Source organism: Cellvibrio sp., assembly GCF_046347455.1.
Lineage (GTDB): Bacteria > Pseudomonadota > Gammaproteobacteria > Pseudomonadales > Cellvibrionaceae > Cellvibrio.
Genome location: NZ_JAXMGC010000001.1, coordinates 691,684 through 715,427, shown reverse-complemented (window position 1 = coordinate 715,427; position 23,744 = coordinate 691,684). Strand labels below are relative to the sequence as shown.

At 48.2% G+C, this 23,744-nt stretch carries 19 protein-coding genes; 14 read left to right on the top strand and 5 right to left on the bottom strand.

The features are described from left to right. Positions 1-118: 118 nt before the first annotated feature. The 4 genes from secF to queA all read right to left on the bottom strand — a co-directional run bounded on the left by secF (position 119) and on the right by queA (position 5,859). The gene (secF, locus tag U1F02_RS03290; RefSeq protein ID WP_409988916.1) at positions 119-1,288 is read right to left on the bottom strand and encodes a protein translocase subunit SecF; all 1,170 of its coding nucleotides are present in this window, start codon (positions 1,286-1,288) and stop codon (positions 119-121) included. A gap of 15 nt (positions 1,289-1,303) precedes the next feature. Further along, entirely contained in the window at positions 1,304-3,184 is a 1,881-nt protein-coding gene (gene secD, locus U1F02_RS03285) for a protein translocase subunit SecD (RefSeq protein ID WP_409988915.1), read from the bottom strand. A gap of 174 nt (positions 3,185-3,358) precedes the next feature. Further along, positions 3,359-4,492, bottom strand: coding sequence for a tRNA guanosine(34) transglycosylase Tgt (gene tgt, locus U1F02_RS03280; RefSeq protein ID WP_409989060.1), 1,134 nt, complete (start codon positions 4,490-4,492; stop codon positions 3,359-3,361). 293 nt (positions 4,493-4,785) lie between these two features. After that, positions 4,786-5,859 carry a tRNA preQ1(34) S-adenosylmethionine ribosyltransferase-isomerase QueA gene (queA, locus tag U1F02_RS03275; protein ID WP_409988914.1) on the bottom strand — a complete coding sequence of 358 codons (1,074 nt, stop codon included), beginning with the start codon at positions 5,857-5,859 and terminating at the stop codon, positions 4,786-4,788. Between the two features lie 443 nt (positions 5,860-6,302). Between queA and U1F02_RS03270 the strand changes: the two genes are divergently transcribed. From U1F02_RS03270 to motD, 14 genes are all read left to right on the top strand, one after another. Beyond that, complete coding sequence (locus tag U1F02_RS03270; RefSeq protein WP_409988913.1) at positions 6,303-6,887, top strand: outer membrane beta-barrel protein; 585 nt, start codon at positions 6,303-6,305, stop codon at positions 6,885-6,887. Between the two features lie 108 nt (positions 6,888-6,995). Then, positions 6,996-7,787, top strand: a complete 792-nt coding sequence (locus U1F02_RS03265; protein WP_409988912.1) for an endonuclease/exonuclease/phosphatase family protein — start codon at positions 6,996-6,998, stop codon at positions 7,785-7,787. Then, on the top strand, positions 7,784-9,064 hold the full coding sequence (clsB, locus tag U1F02_RS03260) for a cardiolipin synthase ClsB (RefSeq protein WP_409988911.1): 1,281 nt from the start codon (positions 7,784-7,786) through the stop codon (positions 9,062-9,064). Before U1F02_RS03265 ends, clsB begins: the two co-directional genes overlap by 4 nt. Beyond that, complete coding sequence (locus tag U1F02_RS03255; RefSeq protein ID WP_409988910.1) at positions 9,061-10,056, top strand: lysylphosphatidylglycerol synthase domain-containing protein; 996 nt, start codon at positions 9,061-9,063, stop codon at positions 10,054-10,056. Before clsB ends, U1F02_RS03255 begins: the two co-directional genes overlap by 4 nt. A 124-nt stretch (positions 10,057-10,180) precedes the next feature. Continuing rightward, positions 10,181-12,412, top strand: coding sequence for a flagellar biosynthesis protein FlhA (flhA, locus tag U1F02_RS03250; protein ID WP_409988909.1), 2,232 nt, complete (start codon positions 10,181-10,183; stop codon positions 12,410-12,412). Between the two features lie 180 nt (positions 12,413-12,592). Next, positions 12,593-14,182, top strand: a complete 1,590-nt coding sequence (gene flhF, locus U1F02_RS03245) for a flagellar biosynthesis protein FlhF (RefSeq protein ID WP_409988908.1) — start codon at positions 12,593-12,595, stop codon at positions 14,180-14,182. A 213-nt stretch (positions 14,183-14,395) separates the two neighbouring features. Next, on the top strand, positions 14,396-15,214 hold the full coding sequence (locus U1F02_RS03240; protein ID WP_409988907.1) for a MinD/ParA family protein: 819 nt from the start codon (positions 14,396-14,398) through the stop codon (positions 15,212-15,214). Positions 15,215-15,247: 33 nt separating this feature from the next. After that, a complete protein-coding gene (locus tag U1F02_RS03235) occupies positions 15,248-15,970 on the top strand; it encodes an RNA polymerase sigma factor FliA (protein ID WP_409989059.1) in 723 nt (240 codons plus the stop codon). Positions 15,971-16,299: 329 nt separating this feature from the next. Further along, positions 16,300-16,683, top strand: a complete 384-nt coding sequence (gene cheY, locus U1F02_RS03230; protein WP_409988906.1) for a chemotaxis response regulator CheY — start codon at positions 16,300-16,302, stop codon at positions 16,681-16,683. 42 nt (positions 16,684-16,725) lie between these two features. Next, a complete protein-coding gene (locus U1F02_RS03225; RefSeq protein ID WP_409988905.1) occupies positions 16,726-17,532 on the top strand; it encodes a protein phosphatase CheZ in 807 nt (268 codons plus the stop codon). Positions 17,533-17,543: 11 nt separating this feature from the next. Next, positions 17,544-19,904, top strand: a complete 2,361-nt coding sequence (locus U1F02_RS03220; RefSeq protein WP_409988904.1) for a chemotaxis protein CheA — start codon at positions 17,544-17,546, stop codon at positions 19,902-19,904. Between the two features lie 65 nt (positions 19,905-19,969). After that, entirely contained in the window at positions 19,970-21,130 is a 1,161-nt protein-coding gene (locus U1F02_RS03215) for a chemotaxis response regulator protein-glutamate methylesterase (protein ID WP_409988903.1), read from the top strand. Beyond that, positions 21,130-21,873 carry a flagellar motor protein gene (locus U1F02_RS03210; protein ID WP_409988902.1) on the top strand — a complete coding sequence of 248 codons (744 nt, stop codon included), beginning with the start codon at positions 21,130-21,132 and terminating at the stop codon, positions 21,871-21,873. Before U1F02_RS03215 ends, U1F02_RS03210 begins: the two co-directional genes overlap by 1 nt. A 34-nt stretch (positions 21,874-21,907) precedes the next feature. After that, positions 21,908-22,759, top strand: coding sequence for a flagellar motor protein MotD (gene motD / locus U1F02_RS03205; protein ID WP_409988901.1), 852 nt, complete (start codon positions 21,908-21,910; stop codon positions 22,757-22,759). Between the two features lie 20 nt (positions 22,760-22,779). Here motD and U1F02_RS03200 read toward each other — a convergent pair whose 3' ends face one another. Continuing rightward, positions 22,780-23,598: a PhzF family phenazine biosynthesis protein gene (locus U1F02_RS03200; protein WP_409988900.1), complete on the bottom strand. Its 819-nt coding sequence runs from the start codon at positions 23,596-23,598 to the stop codon at positions 22,780-22,782. Positions 23,599-23,744 lie beyond the last annotated feature (146 nt).

Below are 23,744 nucleotides of genomic sequence, written 5' to 3'. Positions count from 1 at the left end.
GAGTGCATTAAATTTAGACGAGAGTGAAGATAAACCAGCTGAATGACAATTGCAAAATCGTCGCCCCAGAAACAAAAAAACAGCGCAATGCGCTGTTTTTCTGAGTGCCTAGTGGTGATTAGGGAGCCATATCGGCTTCGGTGCCATCACCTTCTTTGGCGCGCGGCATCAAGTCCTCTTTACCGATACCCAATGCTACGGTTGCGTTGGCGGCGATATAGATAGAAGAGTAGGTGCCGAACACTACACCAATCATCATTGCTTTAGAGAATCCAACCAAAATTTCGCCACCGAAAAAGTACAACACAGTCATTACCAAGAACACGGTGACGTGCGTCATGATCGAACGACCCAAGGTTTGTGTCATTGAAATGTTTACTATGTCGATTGGGTCTGTTTTGCGCATCTTGCGGAAGTTTTCGCGGATACGGTCGAAGATAACGATGGTGTCGTTAATGGAATAACCGATAAGAGCGATGATCGCTGCGAGAACAGTTAAATCGAAATCCCATTGAAAGAATGAGAAACAACCCAGAGTCACAAGGGTTACGTGAATCAATGAAACAATCGCGCCTACAGAAAATTTCCATTGGAATTGAATGGCCACGTACAGGAATACCAGTGCAAACGCACAGATAATTCCCAAACCACCGTTATTCATTAACTCTTCGCCAACTTGCGAACCCACGGTTTCACTGCTGAGGATTTTGATTTTTGAATCGGTAGCGATTTCGATTTTCGTTTTTAAATAATTGCTGTACACAGTGTTCAAAGGGTTGGCAACTATGACTGAAACACTATTGTCTTTCTCAGTGTTGTACATGACTTTGCCAAAACGCTCTGCGTTAAAAATATTGGAGTTAGTTAGCTGGGCTTCAGTTGCGTTGGCAACGACGATGGTTTCTGCATAACCATCTACTTCGCGCGGCGCATTGCCAATGTTTTTAATTTCAACGCCATTACCGAGTTTAGCAAGCTCGGCTGCAATCAGATCGCGCCCTTTGATTTTCAGTTCATCTTGAGTGCGCACCATAATGTCGTTGCTCTCACCAAACACAACGGCCACTGGGCTTTTTAGATGTTCTTCTTCCAATACCTTGCGAATTTTTGGAATATCAGCAGGTTTGTCGAGCAACAACTCAAGTTGCGTACCGCCGGTGAAATCCAAACCAAAGTTAAAACCATGAAAGCCAATTGAAAATACGGCGATGATAGTGAGAATGATAGAGAAACCCGACGTGTACTTGCGGATTCCCATAAAGTTAATTGTTTTTAATTCGTAAGCCATGATTGCGCGCTCCGCTTAAACCGAAATTTTTTGTAAGTTTTTGCGTTTACCGTATACGAGGTTAGCCAGAGCACGGCTAATCATAATGGAGGTAAACATGGAGGTCGCAAGGCCAATACACAGAGTAATGGCAAAACCTTTTACAGCGCCCGTACCAATAGCAAACAAAATCACACCCATAATAAAGGTGGTTACGTTTGCATCCAGAATGGTGATAAAGGCGCGCTCATAACCAATATGAATAGCTTGTTGTGGCGAAACACCATTTTTAAGTTCTTCACGAATACGTGAGTAAATCAGTACGTTGGCGTCAACTGCGATACCCAAAGTCAACACGATACCGGCAATACCTGGAAGCGTAAGCGTTGCACCGAAGAGTGATAAAACAGTGAGCAGCATAAACAGGTTTACAGTAAGGGCGACGTTGGCGAAGAAACCAAACACGCGATAAACCGCGAGCATAAATATAGAAACAACAGCCAAGCCCCACAAACAAGAAGTTACACCTTTCTTAATGTTCTCTTTACCGAGTGATGGGCCGATGGTGCGTTCTTCAACAAAGTGCATTGGCGCGGCGAGGGCACCGGCGCGTAGTAGCAGCGCAAGTTCAGAGGCTTCGCCCGGTGCATCTAAACCGGTAACTTGGAATTGATAACCCAAGGCAGACTGAACGGTTGCTAAATTAATAATTTTACGCTCGATGTACTGGGTGTTTTTCTCAACTTGTTCGCCTTTTTCGTTGGTGACAAACTCAGTATGGTTTTTGTATTCAATAAAGAGAATACCCATTCTGCGGCCAATATTATTTTTGGTGGCGTGGTTCATTTTTACGCCGCCAACGCTATCCAGTTTGATATCTACTTTTTGGCCGTTTGATTGTTGATCGTAACCGCTGCGTGCGTCAGTCACCTGATCACCGGTTACGATAATTTGTTTTTCCAACCATGCTGGACCGCGGCGACGTTGTTCATTTTCATCACGCCAGTTGAATTGTTCTTTGCTTGAAACCATGGCATCTGGAAGTGCTTCCAAATGGAATTCAAGGTTCGCTGTTTTACCGATAACACGTTTTGCTTCCGCAGGGTCTTGCACGCCAGCCAGTTCAACAATAATACGGTTACGGCCTTGTTTTTGAACGATGGGTTCGGAAACACCTAATTCGTTTACACGGTTACGCAATGTCTGCAAGTTTTGGCTAATGGCGTAATCTTCAATTTCTTTTACCGCTGCTTCGCTCAATGACGCGTTAAAAATAAACTCGTCTGCATTTTGGCTTTCAACTTTAGTAAACAAATGCTGTTGGGTTGATTTACGTAACTCTGCGATAGCCTGATCACGGAATTCAGCTGTTTTGAAACGCGCAACAATCACGTTGTTCGGCGTATTTGAAATAGATGTGTAGCGAATTTTTTCTTTGCGGAGTTTTTCTTTGAAATCGTCTGCGGTAATGGTTTGGCGTTTTTCTACCGCGGAGGCGGTATCAACTTCCAGCAAAAAGTGTACGCCACCGGCCAAATCCAATCCTAACTTCATAGGTGCCGCGCCCATATTACTGAGCCATTTCGGCGTAGTAGAGGCGCGGTTCAATGCCACAATATAGTCATCCCCCAAGGTTTGTTGGATGCGACGGCGAGCGGTGGGTTGGTCTTCATCTTTATGCAAACGGATTAGAGCTGATTTGCCGTTTGCTTCAGCGCCGAAGTAATCGATTTTGGCGTCTTTGAGCGCGGATTCCGCTTTCTCAAGCACTGCAGCGTCTATGGTGGTTCCGCTTGAACTGCCGGAAATTTGAACGGCGGGGTCGGGAATATAGAAGTTGGGCACTGCGTAGAGCAGTGAAAGCAGTGTCGTCACGACAAGCAGGATGTATTTCCAAAGCGGGTAGCGGTTTAACATAAAAATTCCCGTGAATGTGTAAACGTATGACTGTCTGAGCGGCCTTTTATAGTGCTCTTGCCGGTTCAGATCATTTTTATAACTGTGGCAGGTGGCGACAGATGAAAGCGCCGGATTATACCTGTTTAACCAGCCACAACAACGCATTCTGGCTGGTCTTGGCGCTTGGTTGATCTATAGTTGGGGCTCTTCCGGCACTTCCAAGCCTTGCTTACCGTAAAAGTCGGTTAAGAAGTCTGCAAAAGTCCCTTCGCTCAAGGCGTTACGCATGCGCGCCATGAGGTTTTGGTAGTAGCGCAGGTTGTGAATGGTGTTGAGCTGGGCACCCAGCATCTCGTTGCACTTGTCCAAATGGTGCAGGTAACTGCGGCTGAAATTCTTGCAGGTATAGCAATCGCAGTTGGCATCCAGCGGGCCGGTGTCGCTGCGGTATTTGGCGTTACGCAACTTGAGCACGCCTTCGGTGACGAAGATGTGGGAATTGCGGGCGTTCCGAGTCGGCATCACGCAGTCAAACATATCAATGCCACGGCGAACAGCTTCCACCAAATCGGCAGGTTTACCCACGCCCATCAAATAGCGGGGTTTATCCGCAGGCATTTGCGGGGGAAGATGGTCGAGGATGCGAATCATGTCTTCTTTGGGTTCGCCGACCGACAAGCCGCCAATTGCGTAACCATCAAATCCAATCTCTGTGAGTGCGTTGAGGGATTCCGTCCGTAAATGCTCATACATGCCGCCTTGAACAATGCCAAAGAGCGCGGATGGATTACCTTCATGAGCTGCTTTTGAACGAGCCGCCCAGCGTTGGGAGAGCTCCATGGAATCCCGCGCTTGCTTCTCGGTCGCGGGGTAGGGTGTACATTCGTCAAAGATCATAACTATGTCGGAGCCCAGATCTCGCTGTACTTGCATGGAGGTTTCCGGGTCCAAAAATACTTTGCTGCCATTAATCGGCGATTTGAAGGTCACGCCTTCTTCTGTGATTTTGCGCATTTTGCCCAAGCTAAATACTTGGAAGCCGCCGGAGTCCGTGAGGATAGGACCTTTCCATTGCATAAAGTCATGAAGATCACCGTGAGCCTTAACCACCTCGGTACCGGGGCGCAGCATTAAATGGAAAGTGTTGCCGAGGATAATTTGAGCACCTATGTCTTCGATATCCTTGGGTGTCATGCCTTTCACTGTGCCATAGGTTCCCACTGGCATAAAGGCGGGAGTTTCTACCACGCCGCGGGGAAAGATCATTCGACCACGGCGCGCACGGCCGCCTTGATCGTTAACTGGCGTGTCGAGTTGGAATTGCATGAAGGTTTTGGTCACGGGTGATTCTCTATTCAAAATTTTGAGTGATTCGTTAACTAGAGGGCTCCTAGAGCGCGCCCTCAAAGGTCAACTACTTGCTTCTCTTCTTTTCAATTAAAACGTATGTCGCAAATAGGAAGAGAAGAGATGTAGACACCGCACCCAAGAAATGCGGTAAGCCCAGTAAGGGAGTTGCGATTGATATAAGGCAGAGCATGATAAGAAAAAGGGCTCTCATACTATCCTCCAAATCCGTTAAATTTTCGTTGTTATCGAACACGTTCAATTTATCCAATTTAGGACGGCATCTCATTAATCGCATCTGGATTCTTGGTGACGAACATCGCATCGCCGTAACTAAAGAAGCGATATTGGTTTGCTACAGCTTCTTTGTAGGCATTCATGGTGTGCGCGTAACCGGCAAACGCAGACACCAACATCAGCAGGGTCGATTCCGGCAAATGGAAGTTGGTGACTAAAGCATCCACAACTTGGAATTGATAGCTGGGGAAAATAAAGATTTGGGTTTCGCCTTGGTAAGGGTGAATTTCGCCTTTATGTTCGGGATTGTTAAACCCCTGCGCGGCAGATTCCAAGCAGCGAACACTCGTAGTTCCCACCGCGATAACGCGTTTGCCCGCGGCTTTGGTTTTTCTCACAAGTTCAGCGACCTCGGCAGATAAGTCCATTACCTCGGAATGCATTTGGTGTTCGGAAATATCGTCAGCGCGTACGGGCTGGAAGGTGCCTGCGCCCACATGCAAAGTCACAAACGCAATTTGAACGCCTTTGGCGCGGAGTTGTTCGAGCATCAGTTCATCAAAATGTAGCCCGGCAGTGGGAGCCGCCACCGCGCCTTTGTGCTTTCCGTACACTGTTTGGTAGCGCTCGCGGTCACTGTCTGCGTCCTCTCGGTCAATATAAGGAGGCAAGGGCATATGGCCAATGCGGTCCAGCACTGAAAGCGCGGTTTCTTCCGTTTCAAATTGCCATTCGAACAGCGCGTCATGGCGCGCGACCATTTTCAGCCGCGTGCCGTCTTCCAAAATGACATAGCTATCCACACGTGGCGATTTGCTGGCGCGGGTATGGGTGAGGATGCGATGCGTATCCAGCACACGCTCCACCATAATCTCCACCTGACCGCCAGATTCCTTCTGACCAAACACCCGCGCCGGAATAACGCGGGTATCGTTAAACACCATTAAATCGCCGGGGTTAATAAGGTCGAGTAACTCCGGAAATTGGCGGTGAGTCAATGCGCCGGTGGAACCATCCAAATGCAGTAAACGACTACCCCTGCGCTCAGCCGTTGGAGCACGGGCAATCAGTGAATCGGGTAAGTCGTAAAAGAAATCCTGGCGGCGCATAAACAAAGCAATCAGCTGGTTAAATTTAGGGCGGCAAGGGTATACCAAAATGGGGATTTTGGAAAATGCCTAAGTGTTTTAGATGAGATAAATTTAAAGAGGTAAGAGTATGTTTGCTTTTATGTCTGTAACGGCGAGCCTGCTGTCCGGCCGCCCATCTTTTCGCATATCGATTTCAATGAAAGTGTACACACTTATCTTTATAAATTGCTCGTTCTATTGAAGCGAAAAACATTCTTTCACAGTTACAAATACCTAATATTTTTCACACGAATATTAGTTCGCTGTCGCACATACATTTCAGTCCTCCCAACTTATTCTGCTCGCATATACAACATTATGGAAACGATGTTTTTCATGGGGTTTTGTCATTAAGCGTTGGTTTATTGGCGAACAAAATTGCGGTCAATTCTGAGCGTAATTAATTGAGTGGAGGAGTGATCATGATTAAACAAAAAAATTTATTAAGTGTTTTGTGTGCCGGTTTGATGGGATTATCGTTTAATGGTTTTGCGGCTGAAGGCGATGAGAGTGGATTCACTGTAGGTATTGACTACGGGCGTACTGAAGCAAAAAAATATTGCGACAATATTGTTACCTGTGATGACACAGATCGTGGCCCTAAATTTGAAGTGGGCTACGATTTTAACAAAACCTTTGGGGTGGAATTAGGCTATACCAGTTTTGGTACTATTTTTGATTCCAACGATAATTCGGTGCAAATTAAGCAGAAATCCAACGCGGTAACCTTGAGCGTATTAGGTAATGTGCCTGTCGGTGATTACTTTGGTGTTTACGCGCGCTTGGGTTACGCCCGCTACGATACCAACAATTCTGGTATGGTTAATGGCGTGGCAATTAGGGATGAGCATGGTAATACACCCATGTGGGGAGCAGGCGTTAAGTTCAACGCAACTGAGCAGATTGCGTTGCGCGTGGAATACCAGAATTATTCGGATCTTTCTGATATGCCCGGTCACAAGGATGATGTAAAAGGATTATTTGCGGGTGGTATTTATCGCTTTTAATGCCTAGAGCAAGGATGATTTACACCCACAACTCTCCTTTATTGGAGAGTTGTTTTATGTGTGCGTAAAACGCGCATTGCACGGTGAATGACATGTGGGAAATTCGACATGACTTCGATAGCAAACACGAATGCAAAAGCAGATTGGCCGGAACTCAATAGCGTTCATTCGCTGCGTATTTTAACGCTTAATACACATAAAGGTTTTACCACGTTTAATCGTCGTTTTATTTTGCCGGAATTGCGCGACGCCGTGCGACAAACGGCTACCGATATTGTTTTTTTGCAAGAAGTTCTGGGTGCGAACACTCAGTATCCAGAGCGTTATCCTAATTGGCCGGTTGCACCTCAATATGAATTTTTGGCTGATAGCATGTGGTCCGATTTTTCTTACGGTCGCAATGCCGTCTATCCTCACGGCGATCATGGCAATGCATTGCTGTCCAAGTTTCCGATTCTTCGCTACGAAAATATCAATGTTTCTGTGGGTACTATTGAGCAGCGCGGACTCTTGCATTCCGTGCTGTTTGTTCCCGGGCAGCAACAGGTACACGCTATTTGTGTTCACTTGGGGTTGCGTGAAAGCCACCGCAGACGTCAGCTCGCTTTGCTCGGCGAACTCCTTGAGAGTTTGCCATCCGATGCGCCAGTTATTATTGCGGGAGATTTCAATGATTGGCGTAAGCGAGCAGACGCCACGCTTGCACATCACGGCGTCACCGAGGCCTTCGTAAAAGAATTTGGCGCACCTGCACGAAGCTTTCCTGCGCGGTTTCCTTTTTTATGTTTGGATCGAGTCTACGTGCGCAACGCAACAACTCATAACCCTCAAATACTGCACAAACGCCCTTGGTCGCATTTGTCCGATCATGTACCGCTATCAGTGGAGATTAGGTTATGAGCGGGCAGTGGCGGGACGGTAACAGCATTGAATTATTAATTAACGGGGAAGAATTTTTTCCGCGGGTATTCGATTGCATTCGCAACGCAAAACGCGAAGTGTTGTTGGAAACTTTTATTCTTGAGCAAGACACTGTGGGTACTGCTTTGCAGCAAGCCTTAATTGAAGCTGCAGTGCGCGGCGTGCGCGTAGAGGTTACGGTAGATGATTACGGCACACCAAATTTGAGTTCAACCTTTGTGCAAAATATGGTGAACGCCGGCGTGAGGCTACATTTGTTTGATCCCACGCCGCGCTTGCTGGGGTTGCGTATCAATATGTTCCGCAGGCTGCACCGGAAAATTGTGGTGGTGGATGCGGAGGAAGCCTTCATCGGTGGCATTAATTATTCTGATGATCACATGGCGGCTTTCGGCCCTAAAGCAAAACAAGATTATGCTGTACAAGTACGTGGGCCTATTGTTCAGGATATTCACAATGCCTGTCTTAAGTTGTTAAACAAAGATTCCACCGATACGCAACGGCACAAACGTGACACCCATTTGTCTCCCGTGGTTGATCTCGCTGGGAGCAGCAAAATGTTGTTGGCCGTGCGTGATAATTTATGGCACACGCGTGACATCGAGCGGCAATATTTGCGCGCAATTCACAGCGCAAAAAAGCGATTGGTTATTGCGAATGCCTATTTTTTTCCTGGTTATCGATTGCTGCGCGCTTTACGCAAAGCGGCGCGGCGCGGCGTATCTGTAACGCTAATTTTGCAAGGCAGGCCCGACATGGCGTGGGTATCCATGTGCACGCGCTTGCTGTACAGCTATTTACTTAAAGAGGGAATCAGCATTCATGAGTATTGCCAGCGGCCTCTACATGGCAAAGTTGCTTTGGCAGACGATGAATGGGCAACCATAGGTTCGAGCAATCTGGATCCTCTAAGCCTTGCGTTAAATCTGGAGGCAAATTTAGTTATAGAAGATAAATCGTTCAACGAGCGTCTTCACAAACATTTAATGCAACTGGCCAATGCACATTGCAAACCGGTTGATGTGCAGGCTGCAGGTCGCGGGTACTTGTGGCGATTACCGCTCATTTTTTTAAGTTTTCATTTTTTGCGAACCTTCCCTGCGGTTGCTGGTTGGTTCCCTACACATAAGCCCAAGGTGCAATTGCTGGAACCTGAGGTTTTAGCTGAGCCGCGTGTTTCCGATATGGCGCAGTCTCAAGATGACCAGACCAACGCGTGGCAACAGCAAATCCGCGATTCCAGGAAAACGTTATGAAGGCTAAACAGCCCTCAAAAAAGTGGGTGCTTGCAAAGCGGGTTTTAAGTGTCGCGTTTTTTATCGCATTGCCCGTGTTTCTTTTCATACTGATTAAACGAGTTGACTGGCACGAAGTTGGTGTTGCTTTGCAGCAATTAAAACCATCCAGCTTGCTTACCGGTTTAGCTGTTGCCGCGCTGAGTTATTGTGTTTATGGAAGTTATGATTTGCTCGGCCGCAAATATTCCGAGCATTCGTTACCGGCGCGGCAAGTGTTGTGTGTTGCGCAAGTGTGTTATGCCTTCACCTTGAACTTGAGTTATTGGGTTGGTGGTTTCGCGCTACGATTTCGGTTGTATTCGCGACTTGGGCTAGATACACCCATCATCACTAAAGTGTTTACGCTGAGCGTAATTACCAACTGGTTGGGTTATGCGGTACTTGCGGGAGCCATTTTTACTTTGCGTCTCCCCGACCTGCCGGAGAACTGGAAAATTGGAGAGACCGGGCTGCAAATGGCCGGTGTGGTTCTATTGCTCATTGCAGCAAGCTATTTACTTGCGTGTAAATTTTCCAAGCGTCGATCTTGGAAATTCCGGAACCACGAAATCACCCTGCCAGGCTTTAACCTCGCCGTTGCTCAGGCAGGCATTGCGGCACTTAATTGGTCGCTTATGGCATTGATTGTGTACCTCTTGTTGCCCGCAAAAGTCGCTTACATCACGGTGCTGGGGATTCTGTTAATCAGTAGTTTGGCGGGCGCCATCGCACACATTCCGGCGGGTTTGGGTGTGCTGGAGGCGGTGTTCGTGGCCATGCTGCAGCATAAATTGTCACACGGAGCCATAATCGCGGCCTTGATTGGCTATCGCGTTATTTATTATTTAATTCCTCTTGCTTTGGCCACAGCAACCTACCTTGTTCTTGAAAGTCGCGCAAAAAACTTGCGGGCGCGCAACAAGGCACACGAGGTATCGGGTAATTCCGCATCCTCCACAACCGGTAGCTAGCAGACTCATTTGCTCCCGAAGCACCTTCCTTAAAAATATGGCCATTTCTACCAGTGCTCACAAATAGGCACGGCTCTTGCGATAGCACCTCACATCCAGCTAAAGCGTCAAGAATCCGTGAATTATGGCAATACCTACTTTCAGTCAGTTAAATAACGTTGGTGGCAAGTCCGCGCTTGATTCATTCCGCGGAATAGGGAAGGGGGCATTCGGTATTCCGATTATGCTCATGATCCTGCTGGCAATGTTGGTTTTGCCCATTCCACCGCTGCTGTTGGACGCTTTTTTCTCCTTCAATATCGCCCTTGCGCTCGTCGTTTTACTAGTGAGCGTTTACGCGCAACGCCCTCTGGATTTCGCTGCTTTCCCCACGGTTTTGTTGATTGCGACCTTGCTGCGTTTGGGTATGAACGTGGCGTCTACCCGTGTGATTTTAATTAACGGCCATGAAGGAGGGCACGCGGCCGGTAAGGTGATTGAATCTTTCGGTGAGGTGGTGATCGGTGGCAACTACACCGTGGGTTTGGTGGTGTTTGTGATCCTGATGATCATCAACTTTGTGGTGGTCACCAAGGGTGCTGGCCGTATTTCTGAAGTAAGCGCGCGTTTCACCTTGGACGCCATGCCCGGTAAGCAAATGGCGATTGATGCGGATTTGAACGCGGGTTTGATCGACCAGGATCAAGCGCGTCACCGCCGTCAGGAAGTTGCCGCTGAAGCAGACTTCTACGGTGCAATGGACGGTGCGAGCAAGTTTGTAAAGGGCGACGCCATCGCTGGCATCATGATCATGCTGATCAATATTTTCGGCGGCTTGGCGGTGGGTGTGCTCCAGCACAATTTGGCGTTTATGGACGCGACCCAAAAATACACCTTGCTGACCATTGGTGACGGCTTGGTTGCGCAAATTCCCGGCCTCTTACTCTCGGTTGCATCGGCCATTTTGGTAACCCGCGTAAACACCGCGCAGGACATGGGCAAACAGGTGATGAATCAGTTGTTTGCATCGCCCAAGGCCTTGGCGGTATCTGCTGGTATTCTGATTGTCATGGGCTTGATTCCCGGCATGCCGCACATTGCTTTCCTCGGTTTAGGCTCTGTGTGTGCGGCAATTGCCTATTACATCTACTGGAAAAAAGAACAACCTGCCGCGGTGGACGAAGGCTCTTTCATACCTTCCGGCAGCCGTTTGGCGCAGGAGTTGAATAACGCCAATCCTCCCAGCATGGGCGGCGGTACCGCAACCTTAGCCCCACAACGTACACCGCCTGCCTTGCCACAAGGCGCGCCTGAAACGCCTGAGTTGGGATGGGATGATGTTCAGCCCGTAGATGTTATAGGTCTTGAAGTAGGCTATCGCCTTATCCCTATGGTGGATAAAAACCAAGGCGGCGAGTTGCTTGGTCGCATCAAAGGTGTTCGTAAAAAGCTTTCGCAAGAGATGGGCTTTTTGATTCCGTCAGTTCACATCCGCGATAACTTGGACCTTATGCCGACCGGCTACCGCATTAGCTTGATGGGCGTCACCGTCGCCGAGGCTGAGGTGTACCCAGACCGCGAATTGGCGATCAACCCCGGCCAAGTATTCGGTAATCTCGATGGCGTAAAAACCAAAGATCCCGCCTTTGGGTTGGATGCCATTTGGATAAACGCCAGCCAAAAAGACCAAGCTCAAACGCTGGGCTACACAGTGGTCGACCCTAGTACCGTGGTAGCAACTCACCTCAACCAAGTTCTGCAAAACCATACTCACGAATTGATTGGCCATGAAGATGTTCAAAAGCTCTTGGATATGCTGGCCAAAACATCTCCCAAGCTAGTAGAGGAATTGGTACCCGGCACAATCAGCCTCAACGTATTGCTCAAAGTCCTGCAAACCTTGCTGCGTGAACGTGTGCCCATTCGCGATATTCGCTCTATTGCTGAAGCTTTGGCGGGGGCTAACGGTAAGAGTCAAGATCCCGTCGCTCTAACAGCGTTGGCCCGCGTTGCACTCTGCCGTCAAATTGTCCAAAACATCATTGGAAACGAGCAAAACCTGCCTGTTATCACTATTGACCCGGGCTTGGAACAGTTATTGCTGAGTACCGTTCAACAGGCACAAAAAGCTGGCGCTGAAGACGGTGCGTTTATTGAGCCTGGCTTGGCAGATCGCTTACAAGAATCACTGGTGCGAGCTGCTCAAAATCAGGAAATGGCGGGGAAACCCTTGGTGTTACTGGTGGCAGCGCCACTGCGGATGATGATGTCGCGCTTCGTGCGTCACAGTCTGCCCGATATGCGCGTGCTGGCGTACACCGAAATTCCCGACAACAAACAAATTACGATTGATGCGAGTGTGGGTGCTGATAGATAGCTCAACCGCTAACCCCACCCCAACCCTCCCCTTGAAAAAGGGGAGGGGGCTGAAAGTGCCAAAATCTAGTAAGTGGCACGGTCAGCTCCTCCCCCTTTCCAAGGGGGAGGTTGGGAGGGGGTTAAATCAACCCTAAAGAACTGAAAGAGAACCGAAGTAGCCGAAAGGCAGGAGCTGAATATGCAAGTTAAACGTTTCGTAGCCGCTGATATGCGCCGTGCGTTAGAACTGGTCCGCCAAGAGTTGGGACCCGATGCAATTATTCTCTCGAGCGGTCGTGTACCGGAAGGTGTGGAGCTGCTGACCACCACAGGTTCAGATAGCGAACTCGCGCAACTGCAACAACAACCTTTAGGCAGAATGGCCTTCGCCAGTGCATCGCCCATGATGAGCGACGGCGCTTGGGCTGAGACCGAAGTGATTGAGCGCGCCGCCAAGCAACATGCGAATTCCAGCTTGGCTGCAAACCTTGCAGCACCCAAAGCCGGTAGCAGTAATTTTGGTAAGAGCGGCCAGCAATTGGTGAATGACATTGAGCAAGCTCGCCTGCGTATGCTCGCTGCACAAAAGGCCGAAGAATCTGCGAAGGAATTTTTGGTAGGCCGCAACACGGTCGTTAACGCGGGTATTCCAAGACAAGCACCCGTAGCAGCATCAACCGCACCAGCCAAAACAAATCGTCCTCAGGGGCGTAAAGCTGTTGCGCCAGTTGAAGCACCTATTACTAAAACCACAATCACCGAAGCGAAATCCCCAAATCCAAAACTCACGGAAGCCAAGCCCAAAGCCATGAGCGCCGCTGAGCGTTACCCCTTAGTGGACGATGAAGATAAGGTTTCCCTGAGCGCGAAATCCAATCATGCGCCCGCCTTTGCTGCGACTAGTGAGCTTCACGAATTGCAGGCGGAAATTGCGGATATGCGTCTCTTGCTTGAACAACAATTAGATCGGTTAGCCGGCACTCCTGCGCCCGTTAACAATTCACCCATATTGGCGAGTGTTGGCCGTCGTTTGGAGCGTTTAGGCTTGCCATCTGCGCTCGTTGGCAACGTGTTAAACCGTTGTACCAAAACCAATAGCTTGAGCGATGCTTGGCCAGATGCCTTGGCCAACCTCGCTCACCAGCTGCCTATCGCTGGCCGCGATATTGTTGACCAAGGCGGCGTATTTGCTTTCGTTGGCCCAACTGGTGTGGGCAAAACTACTACTATTGGTAAGCTCGCGGCGCGCTATGTTTTGCAGCATGGCGCGGACAAGGTGGCATTGATTACTACCGATACTTACCGCATAGCTGCACATGATCAACTACGTTCGCTCGCTCGCATCCTGCGTGTACCTGTGCGCGTGGTGGATGAAAGCAACTCGTTGGAAAGTTTGCTGCGCAGCCTTCGTCATTGTTCATTGGTGTTAATTGATACCGCAGGTTTCCGCCATGGCGATCCACATCTTAAAGCGCAGTTGAAGGCTTTAGCAGACCAACCACAAGTGAAGAGTTTGTTGGTATTGTCCTGCAATAGTCAGGAGCAAATGTTGAAGGCGTCTGTTCACGCCTACGGCGCGGCGCGCTTGCAAGGTTGTGTACTGACCAAGCTCGATGAAACCGCCAGCATGGGCGAGGCCTTGGGAGTGGTATCGCAAAACCGCTTGCCAGTTGTGTACACCACCGACGGTCAGGATATCCCTAAGAACATTGAAGTCGCGCGTGCGCATCAGTTGGTTGCCAAAGCGGTTGCATTGTTGAAAACCAATCCGGCGTCGGCGGTTTCTTGAGAAATAAACCCCCTCCCAACCTCCCCCTTGAAAAGGGGGAGGAGCTAAAAGCTCGCAATTTTTGTGTTCGGAGTGAAGTCAGCCCCTCCACCTTTTCAAGGGGGAGGCTGGGAGGGGGTTAAAACAGTTATAAAAAGTCAGTACCAAACCAAATCAGTATCTATACTCAGTTCACAAATTTAGATTTAGGCCGGTTGTTGGAGTTAATAATCAATGCGCCCAGTACAAGTTATCGCCGTATCAGGCGGCAAAGGCGGAGTCGGCAAAAGTAATATTTCCGTGAACCTGAGCATTGCTCTGGCCGAAATGCGTCGTCGTGTAGTCCTCTTCGATGCCGACTTGGGCTTAGCCAATGTGGACGTTCTCTTAGGCTTAAAAGCGACTCACACCCTTGCCGATGTTCTGGCTGGCACTCATTCCTTGATGGACGTTTTAGTCACCGGCCCTGCGGGTATCAAGATTGTTCCAGCGTCCTCAGGCGTTCAACGCATGGCAGAACTCAGCGCTGCGGAACATGCCGGTTTAATCAATGCTTTCAATGAGTTAAGCGATCAAGTTGATGTGCTTATTATAGATACCGCCGCAGGTATTTCAGACACAGTCGTCAGCTTTGTGCGCGCTGCCAATGAAGTTGTGGTGGTGGTGTGTGATGAGCCTTCCTCCATCACCGACGCCTACGCACTCATCAAACTCCTTAACAAAGAATATGACATGCAACGCTTCCGAGTGATCGCCAACATGACGCGGAATCCTCAAGAAGGCACAAGCATGTTCAACAAGCTCAACACCGTGTGCGAACGCTTCCTTGACGTAACCCTTCAGTTTGTCGGTCAGGTTCCCTTCGACGAAGAAGTACGCAATGCGGTTCGCAAACAAAAAGCATTACTGGAATTCGCTCCCAATTCCAAAGCTGCGATTGCAATTCGCGGCTTGGCGCAGACTGTCGATAAGTGGCCATTACCCAGCGGCCCAAGCGGACGTCTGGAATTTTTTGTAGAACGTTTACTTCGTGCGGCAAACGACCGTTACTGAGTATGACTTATGGCCGCAGTTGATAGGTTAGCCATGTACGATAAAGCGGAGCAAAGCCTGCACAACGCGCGTATTGAAGAATTCGCGCCGCTGGTTAAGCGTATTGCCTACCACATGATGATGCGTATGCCGGCCAGCGTGCAGGTGGACGATCTCATTCAAGCGGGCATGATCGGTCTTATCGAAGCCGCACAAAAATACGATTCCTCTAAAGGCGCCAGTTTTGAAACCTATGCCGGTATCCGCATTCGCGGAGCCATCGTTGACGAAATGCGCCGAGGCGACTGGGCGCCGCGCTCAGTTCACCGCAATTCCCGCCGTATTGCCCAAGCAATTAAAGCCGTAGAAGCCCGCACTGGCCGTGACGCACAAGATGCTGAAGTCGCTGCCGAGTTGGGGGTGGATCTCCCCGAATATTTCAGCATGTTGCAAGACTCCAATTGCAGTCGCCTTTACAGCTATGAAGAAACCTTCGGCGAAGAAGATAGCAACATCGACGCTAGCGACACCAGCAGCGCCTTTGCCAGCCCCTTTGAAGGCTTGCAGCGCGAAGGCTTAAAGCAGGCACTCGCCGCGGCCATTGCCCAATTGCCCGAACGCGAACGCATGGTGCTAGCTCTCTACTACACCGAAGAGCTCAACCTGAAAGAAATTGGTTTGGTTTTAGGTGTTAGCGAATCGCGCGTAAGCCAAATTCATAGCCAAGCCGCGGCGCGACTAAAAGCGCGTTTGGCGGGGTGGCATTCGCAGGGTTAGGGTAATACTTCTTGGGAAGATTGTTCTGATCGAGGGTAGTTTTACGTTTAACAAATGTAGCTCATCCGCGTAGCGGGGATCCAGCTGTTAAAAAAGCACAATCGTTGGATCCCGCTACGCGAGGATGACGACTCCCTGTACTATCCCGTTTCATCTCCTGAGCGGAGTTGAATCTAATCGAGGCGGTTCAGTCTGCCCCTTAAGCAGTTTGAACAAATAAAGTGCAATAAGTAATAAAAAAAGTTTTTAACGTCAGAAAACTGGCTAGATCGATAAGTCTGTCTAGACTAACAGTAAACGAAATTCCTGAAGGTGTGACGGAGGTTGCTTTGGACAAGAACATGAAAATCTTAATTGTCGATGACTTCTCGACAATGCGGCGGATCATTAAAAATCTGCTGAGAGATTTGGGTTTTTCAAATACCCATGAAGCAGATGACGGCATGACGGCATTGCCCATGCTAAAGAATGGCGACTTTCAATTTCTGGTTACCGACTGGAATATGCCCGGTATGACTGGGATAGATTTGTTGCGCGCAGTCCGTGCGGACGAAAAATTGGCAACGCTTCCGGTGTTAATGGTGACGGCAGAGGCCAAGCGCGATCAAATTATTGAAGCTGCGCAGGCTGGCGTTAATGGGTACGTCGTAAAACCGTTTACGGCACAAGCGCTTAAAGAAAAAATTGAAAAAATATTTGAGCGCGTGGGCTAACAAATCTTTTTTGTTGCCACAACCTAACAATAAGGCATACCCATGGCATCCGAGATTCTTGTCAATCCTAACAATGAAATTTTCATCGCTGAGCTTAAAGAGTGCGCAAAGCTGTTAGCAGAAAAATTACAAGGCAATCAATTTGAAGAAGCGTCAGCACTGATTCAGAGTATTACTGAATCACGCGATCGTCATATTTTTCAAACAGTGGGTAGATTAACGCGCGGTTTACACAACGCTATCGTTAACTTTCACGTTGATGCGGATCTTTCTAAAGAGCCACCAAAAATAGAAGGTTCCGATATTCACGACGCGTCAAATCGTTTGAACTACGTCATCGAGCTTACGCAAAAAGCAGCAGAAAAAACCATGGATATGGTTGACGAAGCTGCACCCATTGCCGCAAACCTTGGTCAAGAAGCCAGTTTGTTGCGTGCTGATTGGGCACGTTTAAAACGCCGTGAAATGTCGGCGGATGAGTTCCGTGAATTGTACGATCGTATGGACGGTTTTCTCGGACAAATGGAAGTTGGCACCGAGCGCTTAAATAAAAGCTTGCAAGATATTTTATTAGAGCAAGGTTTTCAGGATTTAACAGGGCAAGTGTTAAAACGTGTGATTGGTTTAATCAAAGATGTTGAAAACGATTTGGTTGAGCTCGTGCGTATGGCTGGTCAAGTAGAAGAAATTACCGGCATTGTTGATGCGGCAGATCAACAACATGAAATTGAAGATTTGATTGAGAAACGTAAACACGAAGCAGAAGGGCCGCAAATCGACAAAGCAAAAGATAACGTAGTTTCCGGGCAAGATGAAGTCGATGACCTTTTATCCAGTCTCGGTTTCTAGAGGGCATGTGAATGAGTTTCGGTGATGACGAGGATATTCTCCAGGACTTTTTAGTTGAAGCAGGCGAAATTTTAGAACGCCTTTCGCAGCAATTAGTCGATTTGGAACAGCGTCCTGACGATAAAAATTTATTGAACGCAATTTTTCGTGGGTTCCACACCGTAAAAGGTGGGGCTGGCTTTTTATCGCTCACTCCAATGGTGGAATGCTGCCATTTAACCGAAAATTTATTTGATATTTTGCGCAATGGGAAGCGAGAAGTTTCTTCTGAATTAATGGACGTAGTGTTGCAGGCGCTGGATAGCGTTAAAGATCAATTTGATATTGTGAGCGCGCGTGGCCAATTACCACCCGTTGACCCTGAACTAATTCATGCATTGGAACGTTTGGTTTCCTGTGAAGATTTAAATGACACTCCTGCTGCTGTAGAAGCTGCACCTGAAGCTGAACCCCAAGCAGCTACGCCAGAAGAAGCCCCTGCGCCGCAAGTTCAAGCTGCGTCGGGCGATATCACTGATGATGAATTTGAAAAACTGTTAGATGCCATAAACGAAGCCCCAGCCGCAACCGCAACGACACCTGCATCACCTTCCACTCCAAGCGCAGCATCTGGCGGAGATGAAATTACTGAAGATGAATTTGATGCGTTGCTCGATCAACTTCACGGCAAAGGCAAAGCCCCCTCTGCGAAAACCGTAGCACCTACACCGGCTCCCGCGTCTGTAGCGGCAGCTCCATCGGCTCCGCCAAGCGCTGCTGCATCCGCTGGAGACGAAATTACAGAAGATGAATTTGAAGCCTTGTTGGATCAACTTCACGGCAAAGGTAAAGGCCCCGGCGTTGAAGCTGCGAAGCCCGCTGAAAAACCTGCAGCACCTGCGGCGCCCTTAACGTCCGCACCCGTGTCCGATGGTTCTGATTTAATTAATGACGACGAATTTGAAGCGCTTTTAGATCAGTTGCACGGCAAAGGCAAAGGCCCTACCGCCGTTGCAGCCTCTGCACCGAAAGCTGCAGCGCCAGTACCTGCACCGTCTCCTGCACCAGCGCCCGCTGCAAAACCCGCTGCCGCACCTGCCGCAGCCAAACCTGCTGCGCCAGCGCCAAAAGCGGAAGCACCAAAAGTTGAACCACCAAAACCTGCTGCGGCCGCACCCGTCGCTGATAAAGATGCACCCGCTGCTGTAGAAACAACGGTGCGTGTGGATACCCAACGCCTTGACGACATCATGAACATGGTGGGCGAGTTGGTGTTGGTCCGTAACCGTCTTGTGCGTTTGGGCAACGCGTCTACGAATGAGGCTTTGACAAAAGCTGTCGCAAATTTGGATGTTGTTACCGCCGATTTGCAAACATCGGTAATGAAAACACGCATGCAGCCCATCAAAAAAGTGTTTGGGCGCTTCCCTCGCGTCGTGCGCGACTTAGCTCGTCAGTTGAAAAAAGAAATCAACTTGGAATTGGTGGGCGAAGAAACGGATTTGGATAAAAACTTGGTAGAAGCACTGGCAGACCCGTTGGTTCACTTGGTGCGCAACTCAGTTGACCACGGTGTTGAATTCCCTGATGTGCGTGAAGCAAATGGAAAACCTCGTACCGGCCAAGTCGTGCTATCTGCCGAGCAAGAAGGCGACCATATTCTGTTGTGCATTAGCGACGACGGCGCGGGTATGGACCCGGTTAAATTGCGTCGCGTTGCAGTTGAAAAAGGTTTGTACGACGAAGATACGGCTGCGCGCTTGTCAGATGTAGAAGCATTTAATTTAATTTTTGCACCGGGCTTCTCCACCAAAAAAGAAATTTCAGATGTATCGGGTCGTGGCGTTGGTATGGATGTGGTGAAAACCAAAATCAACCAACTGAACGGCAGTGTGGAAATTCAATCCACCTTAGGAAAGGGCACACGCTTTATCATCAAAGTGCCTTTAACCTTGGCGATTATGCCAACGCTCATGATTATGTTGGGTCAACAAACATTCGCGTTGCCTTTGGTGAGCGTGAATGAAATCTTCCACATGGACTTATCAAAAAGCCATGTCATTGATGGCCAAGATTGCATTGCCATTCGCGATCAAGCGATCCCATTGTTCTATTTAAAAGATTGGTTGATCCGAAATTCGAGCGTTAGTGCACGGCAGCAGTTCGCGCATGTTGTTATTGTGACCGTAGGTACGCGTCGCGTTGGTTTCGTGGTAGATCAGCTCATTGGTCAAGAGGAAGTGGTGATTAAGCCTCTCGGAAAAATGTTGCAAGGCACTCCGGGTATGGCGGGCGCAACTATTACGGGCGACGGAACCATTGCACTGATTCTCGATGTCCCCAGCTTGTTGCGGCGCTATGCAAGAGGTTCAACCTCTTGGGGCCACACCTAATTTCAAATAATCACGAATTATAATTTATACCGCAATTATGCGAATCGCTGGTCGGAGTAAAGTTCATGCCGTTACGGGTGTTAGTGGTTGATGATTCCAGTTTCTTTCAGCACAGATTGAAAGAAATTATTAATGAACACCCCGATCTAAAAGTGGTTGGTATCGCAAGTAATGGCCGTGAAGCCGTAGAAAAAGCGGAAGATTTGAAACCCGATATCATCACTATGGATTTTGAAATGCCCGTGATGGATGGTATCACTGCGGTTAAACATATTATGGCGAGCCGCAAAACGCCCATCATTATGTTTTCCTCTCTTACTTATGAAGGCGCCAAGGTAACGCTCGATGCACTTGCCGCTGGCGCGCTCGATTTTATTCCAAAAGATTTTGCAGAAGTTTCGCGCAATTCTGCTGCGCTAAAGAAAAAACTTCACGAGCGTTTAATTACGCTCGCTCGTTCCGGCCAGCAAGCTGCGCCAGCGCCGGCTGTTTCCCCTTCACCCGTACAAACCAGCGCAACGGCGGTTGCGACCTCGTTATTAAGTTCAACGCGATCTGCAATGGCAGAGCAATCTGCTTCGCGCTCTGTTGCTGCACCTACGCTAGCGGTTGCTCCCAAAGCGGCACCAGTTTCTGCAGATAGCTACCGTTTAAAACGGCAACCAAAAATTTTGGTAATAGGTGCATCAACAGGTGGCCCTGTCGCGCTGACAGAAGTATTAATGGCCTTGCCTGCAAACTTTCCCGTACCGATCGTACTTGTACAACACATGCCTGAAAATTTTACGAAAGCATTCGCAGAGCGTTTAAACAAGCAATGTAATATTCGCGTACGCGAAGCGGTGGACGGCGATACATTACAGCCCGGCCTCGCGCTTTTAGCTCCAGGTGGTAAACAACTTATGTTGGATAAACGCAACGGCGGTAGTGTGCGCGTTTTGCCAGATGATGATCGTGTAAATTACAAACCTTCGCTCGATATTACCTTTGGTTCAGCAGCGAATTGTTATGGCGACAAAGTTCTTGGCGTCGTTTTAACTGGGATGGGTTCAGATGGCTGCAAAGGTGCAGGTCTCTTAAAAGAAGCCGGTTCGCAATTGTGGTCGCAAGATGAAGCTAGCTGTGTCATTTACGGAATGCCCATGGCGGTGGCGCGGGCTGGATATACCGATCGGGTGTTAAGTTTAAAAGATATCGGCCAGCGCCTCGCGCGTGAGGTTGTGTAATGGATCTGCTCAGCATTGTCGGAGTCATTCTTGGCTTTGCTGTCATCATTGGCGGAAATTTTGCCGAAGGCGGTTCAATCCATTCATTGCTGAATGGTTCAGCCGCTATCATCGTTATCGGCGGAACCTTAGCTGCTGCCATTTTGCAAACACCCAAAAACAGTTTGAAACGCGCGCTCGCCATGTTTAAGTGGGTTTTTCAACCACCGTATTCTCCGTTTAAAGAAGGCATTTCAAAATTAGTGCGCTGGGCAAACGCCGCACGCAAAGATGGCTTGTTAGGCTTGGAGAATATAGCCGAAAAAGAGAAAGACCCTTTTGCGAAGAAAGGTCTGCAGTTGTTGGTAGATGGTAGTGAACCCGAAGCCCTACGCAGGATTTTAGAAGCTGATTTAATTTTGGATGAGCAGCGCGATTTTGATGCCGTAAAATTCTACGAGAGCATGGGGGGCTATGCTCCCACCATTGGTGTGATTGGCGCGGTTATGGGGTTAATCCATGTAATGAACAATCTTGCCAACCCAGCGTTGCTTGGTCCCGGAATTGCGATTGCATTTGTCTCGACCATTTATGGTGTTGCGCTCGCTAATTTATTTTTGCTTCCCATCGCGAACAAATTGCGCATGTGTGTTAACGAGCGTTCGCAATATCGTGAGCTTATTATTGAAGGTATTATCGCCATTGCCGATGGTGAAAATCCCCGTTCAATTGAAATCAAATTGAACGGTTACTTGCACCCTTAATCCTCTGTAGTTATTCCACTGTGGCGTAAAGCTTATGGTACGTCGTCGTCAGCAAGACATTCACATAAATAATGAGCGTTGGCTGGTTTCCTACGCCGATTTTATTACGCTCCTGTTTGCCTTCTTTGTAGTGATGTATTCCATTTCGCAAGTGAATGAAAGTAAGTATCGCGTTTTGTCAGAAACCTTTGTTGAAGCGTTTAATCAGCCAAATGATTCGAAGGCAAATCCACTTCCACAAGAAAAATTAAATCCCTCAAACGATGCTGTAACGCCTATTGATATGGGTAAAACGGCAACAGAAGATCATAGCCAACAATCTCCTATAGTTATTGTTGACGACACTGCAAATCCGCAGATGAACGCGCAGTCAAATAGGACGGCCAAAACGCAAACCTCGGATGAGCTAACGCAAATTTCTGATTTAGTGAACGAGAAATTTTCGCAGCTTATTAATGATCAAATGATTAAAGTGTCCAGCAATGAGCTGTGGTTACAAATTGAATTAAACGACAGTATTTTATTTTCTTCGGGTGGTGTAGAAACCAGTGCGCAAGCTCAGGTTATCTTTACTGAAATCGCCAATATTTTGAAAAATTACGAAAACCCAATTCAGGTGGAAGGCTTTACCGATAACGTTCCGATTAAGAACACCCGTTATCCCACAAATTGGGAACTATCATCAGCGCGTGCAACCGAGATCGTAAAATTTCTGGCCACTAAAGGCGTGGCGCCCGAGCGTTTGGCGGCGGTAGGCTATGGTGAGTTCCAACCGGTTGCTTCTAACGATACCGAAGCGGGGCGCGCGCAAAATCGTCGCGTTGCTGTTATGGTTGCTAAACGTAAAATGGATAGACCTAAAACCACTGCGAATCAAATTCCCTGATTCACAGCGTTTTAGAAAAGTTAAAGTGCTAGGTTTCCCCGCGAAAAAGTTCGGCTTTCACCTATCAGGCTCACATGCTCGGGGTAAACTCCGAGTTCAATTATCCCACGGCGTTTTGACAACTGCTCCGCACGCAAAGACGACTTACCTAATTTTTTACTCCACAAAACTGCCAAACTACAATGTGCTGAACCTGTAACTGGGTCTTCATTAATCCCAAAGCGTGGTGCAAAAAAGCGCGATACAAAATCACGGTCAGGATTTTTTCCGGGGGCTGTAATAATTACGCCGCGAGTATCAATCTTCGCTAACTTATCAAATTGAGGTTCGTAATCTAGAACCTCGTCCTCATGTGCCAGTTCTAGAATAATGTCTTCACCCGCTTGGTAGACGGCAACAATATTTAAATCCAAGGTATCAATTGCAGCGGTTTGTTCATGTAAATAGATGTTGCTAAATAGCTTGGGTTCTATTTTAGGAAAATTAAGGGTAATAGTGTTTTCATTTCCCTTTACGACTAGAGTTCCGCTCAAGGTTGAAAATAAAAACTCCTCATCTTTTAAGCATAACTCACGTGCAAGTACGTGAGCAGATGCCAAGGTTGCATGGCCGCAGAGTTTCACTTCGCAAGTGGGTGTGAACCAACGAAGTTTCCACTGGTTGTTTTGTTGGTGCCATAAAAATGCGGTTTCAGACAAATTAAATTCCGCAGCCACACCTTGCAACCACTCATCCGATGTTGCTTCTTCCAGGATACACACAGCGGCTGGGTTTCCGCTAAAGGGGTTGCTGGTGAAGGCATCTACCACAAAAAAGGGAAAGTGTTGGTTGTATGTCATTGCAAACTCCTGTGATGTTTCACCACCTGTGTATGTTGTCTTTCAAAATATCGACTGACGAGTACAGATTATTCTTGCGTGCTTCATGTGTACAGATTTAAAATTTTCAAATTACATCAGTACAGATTGCTTTCTCGTAATCTGAA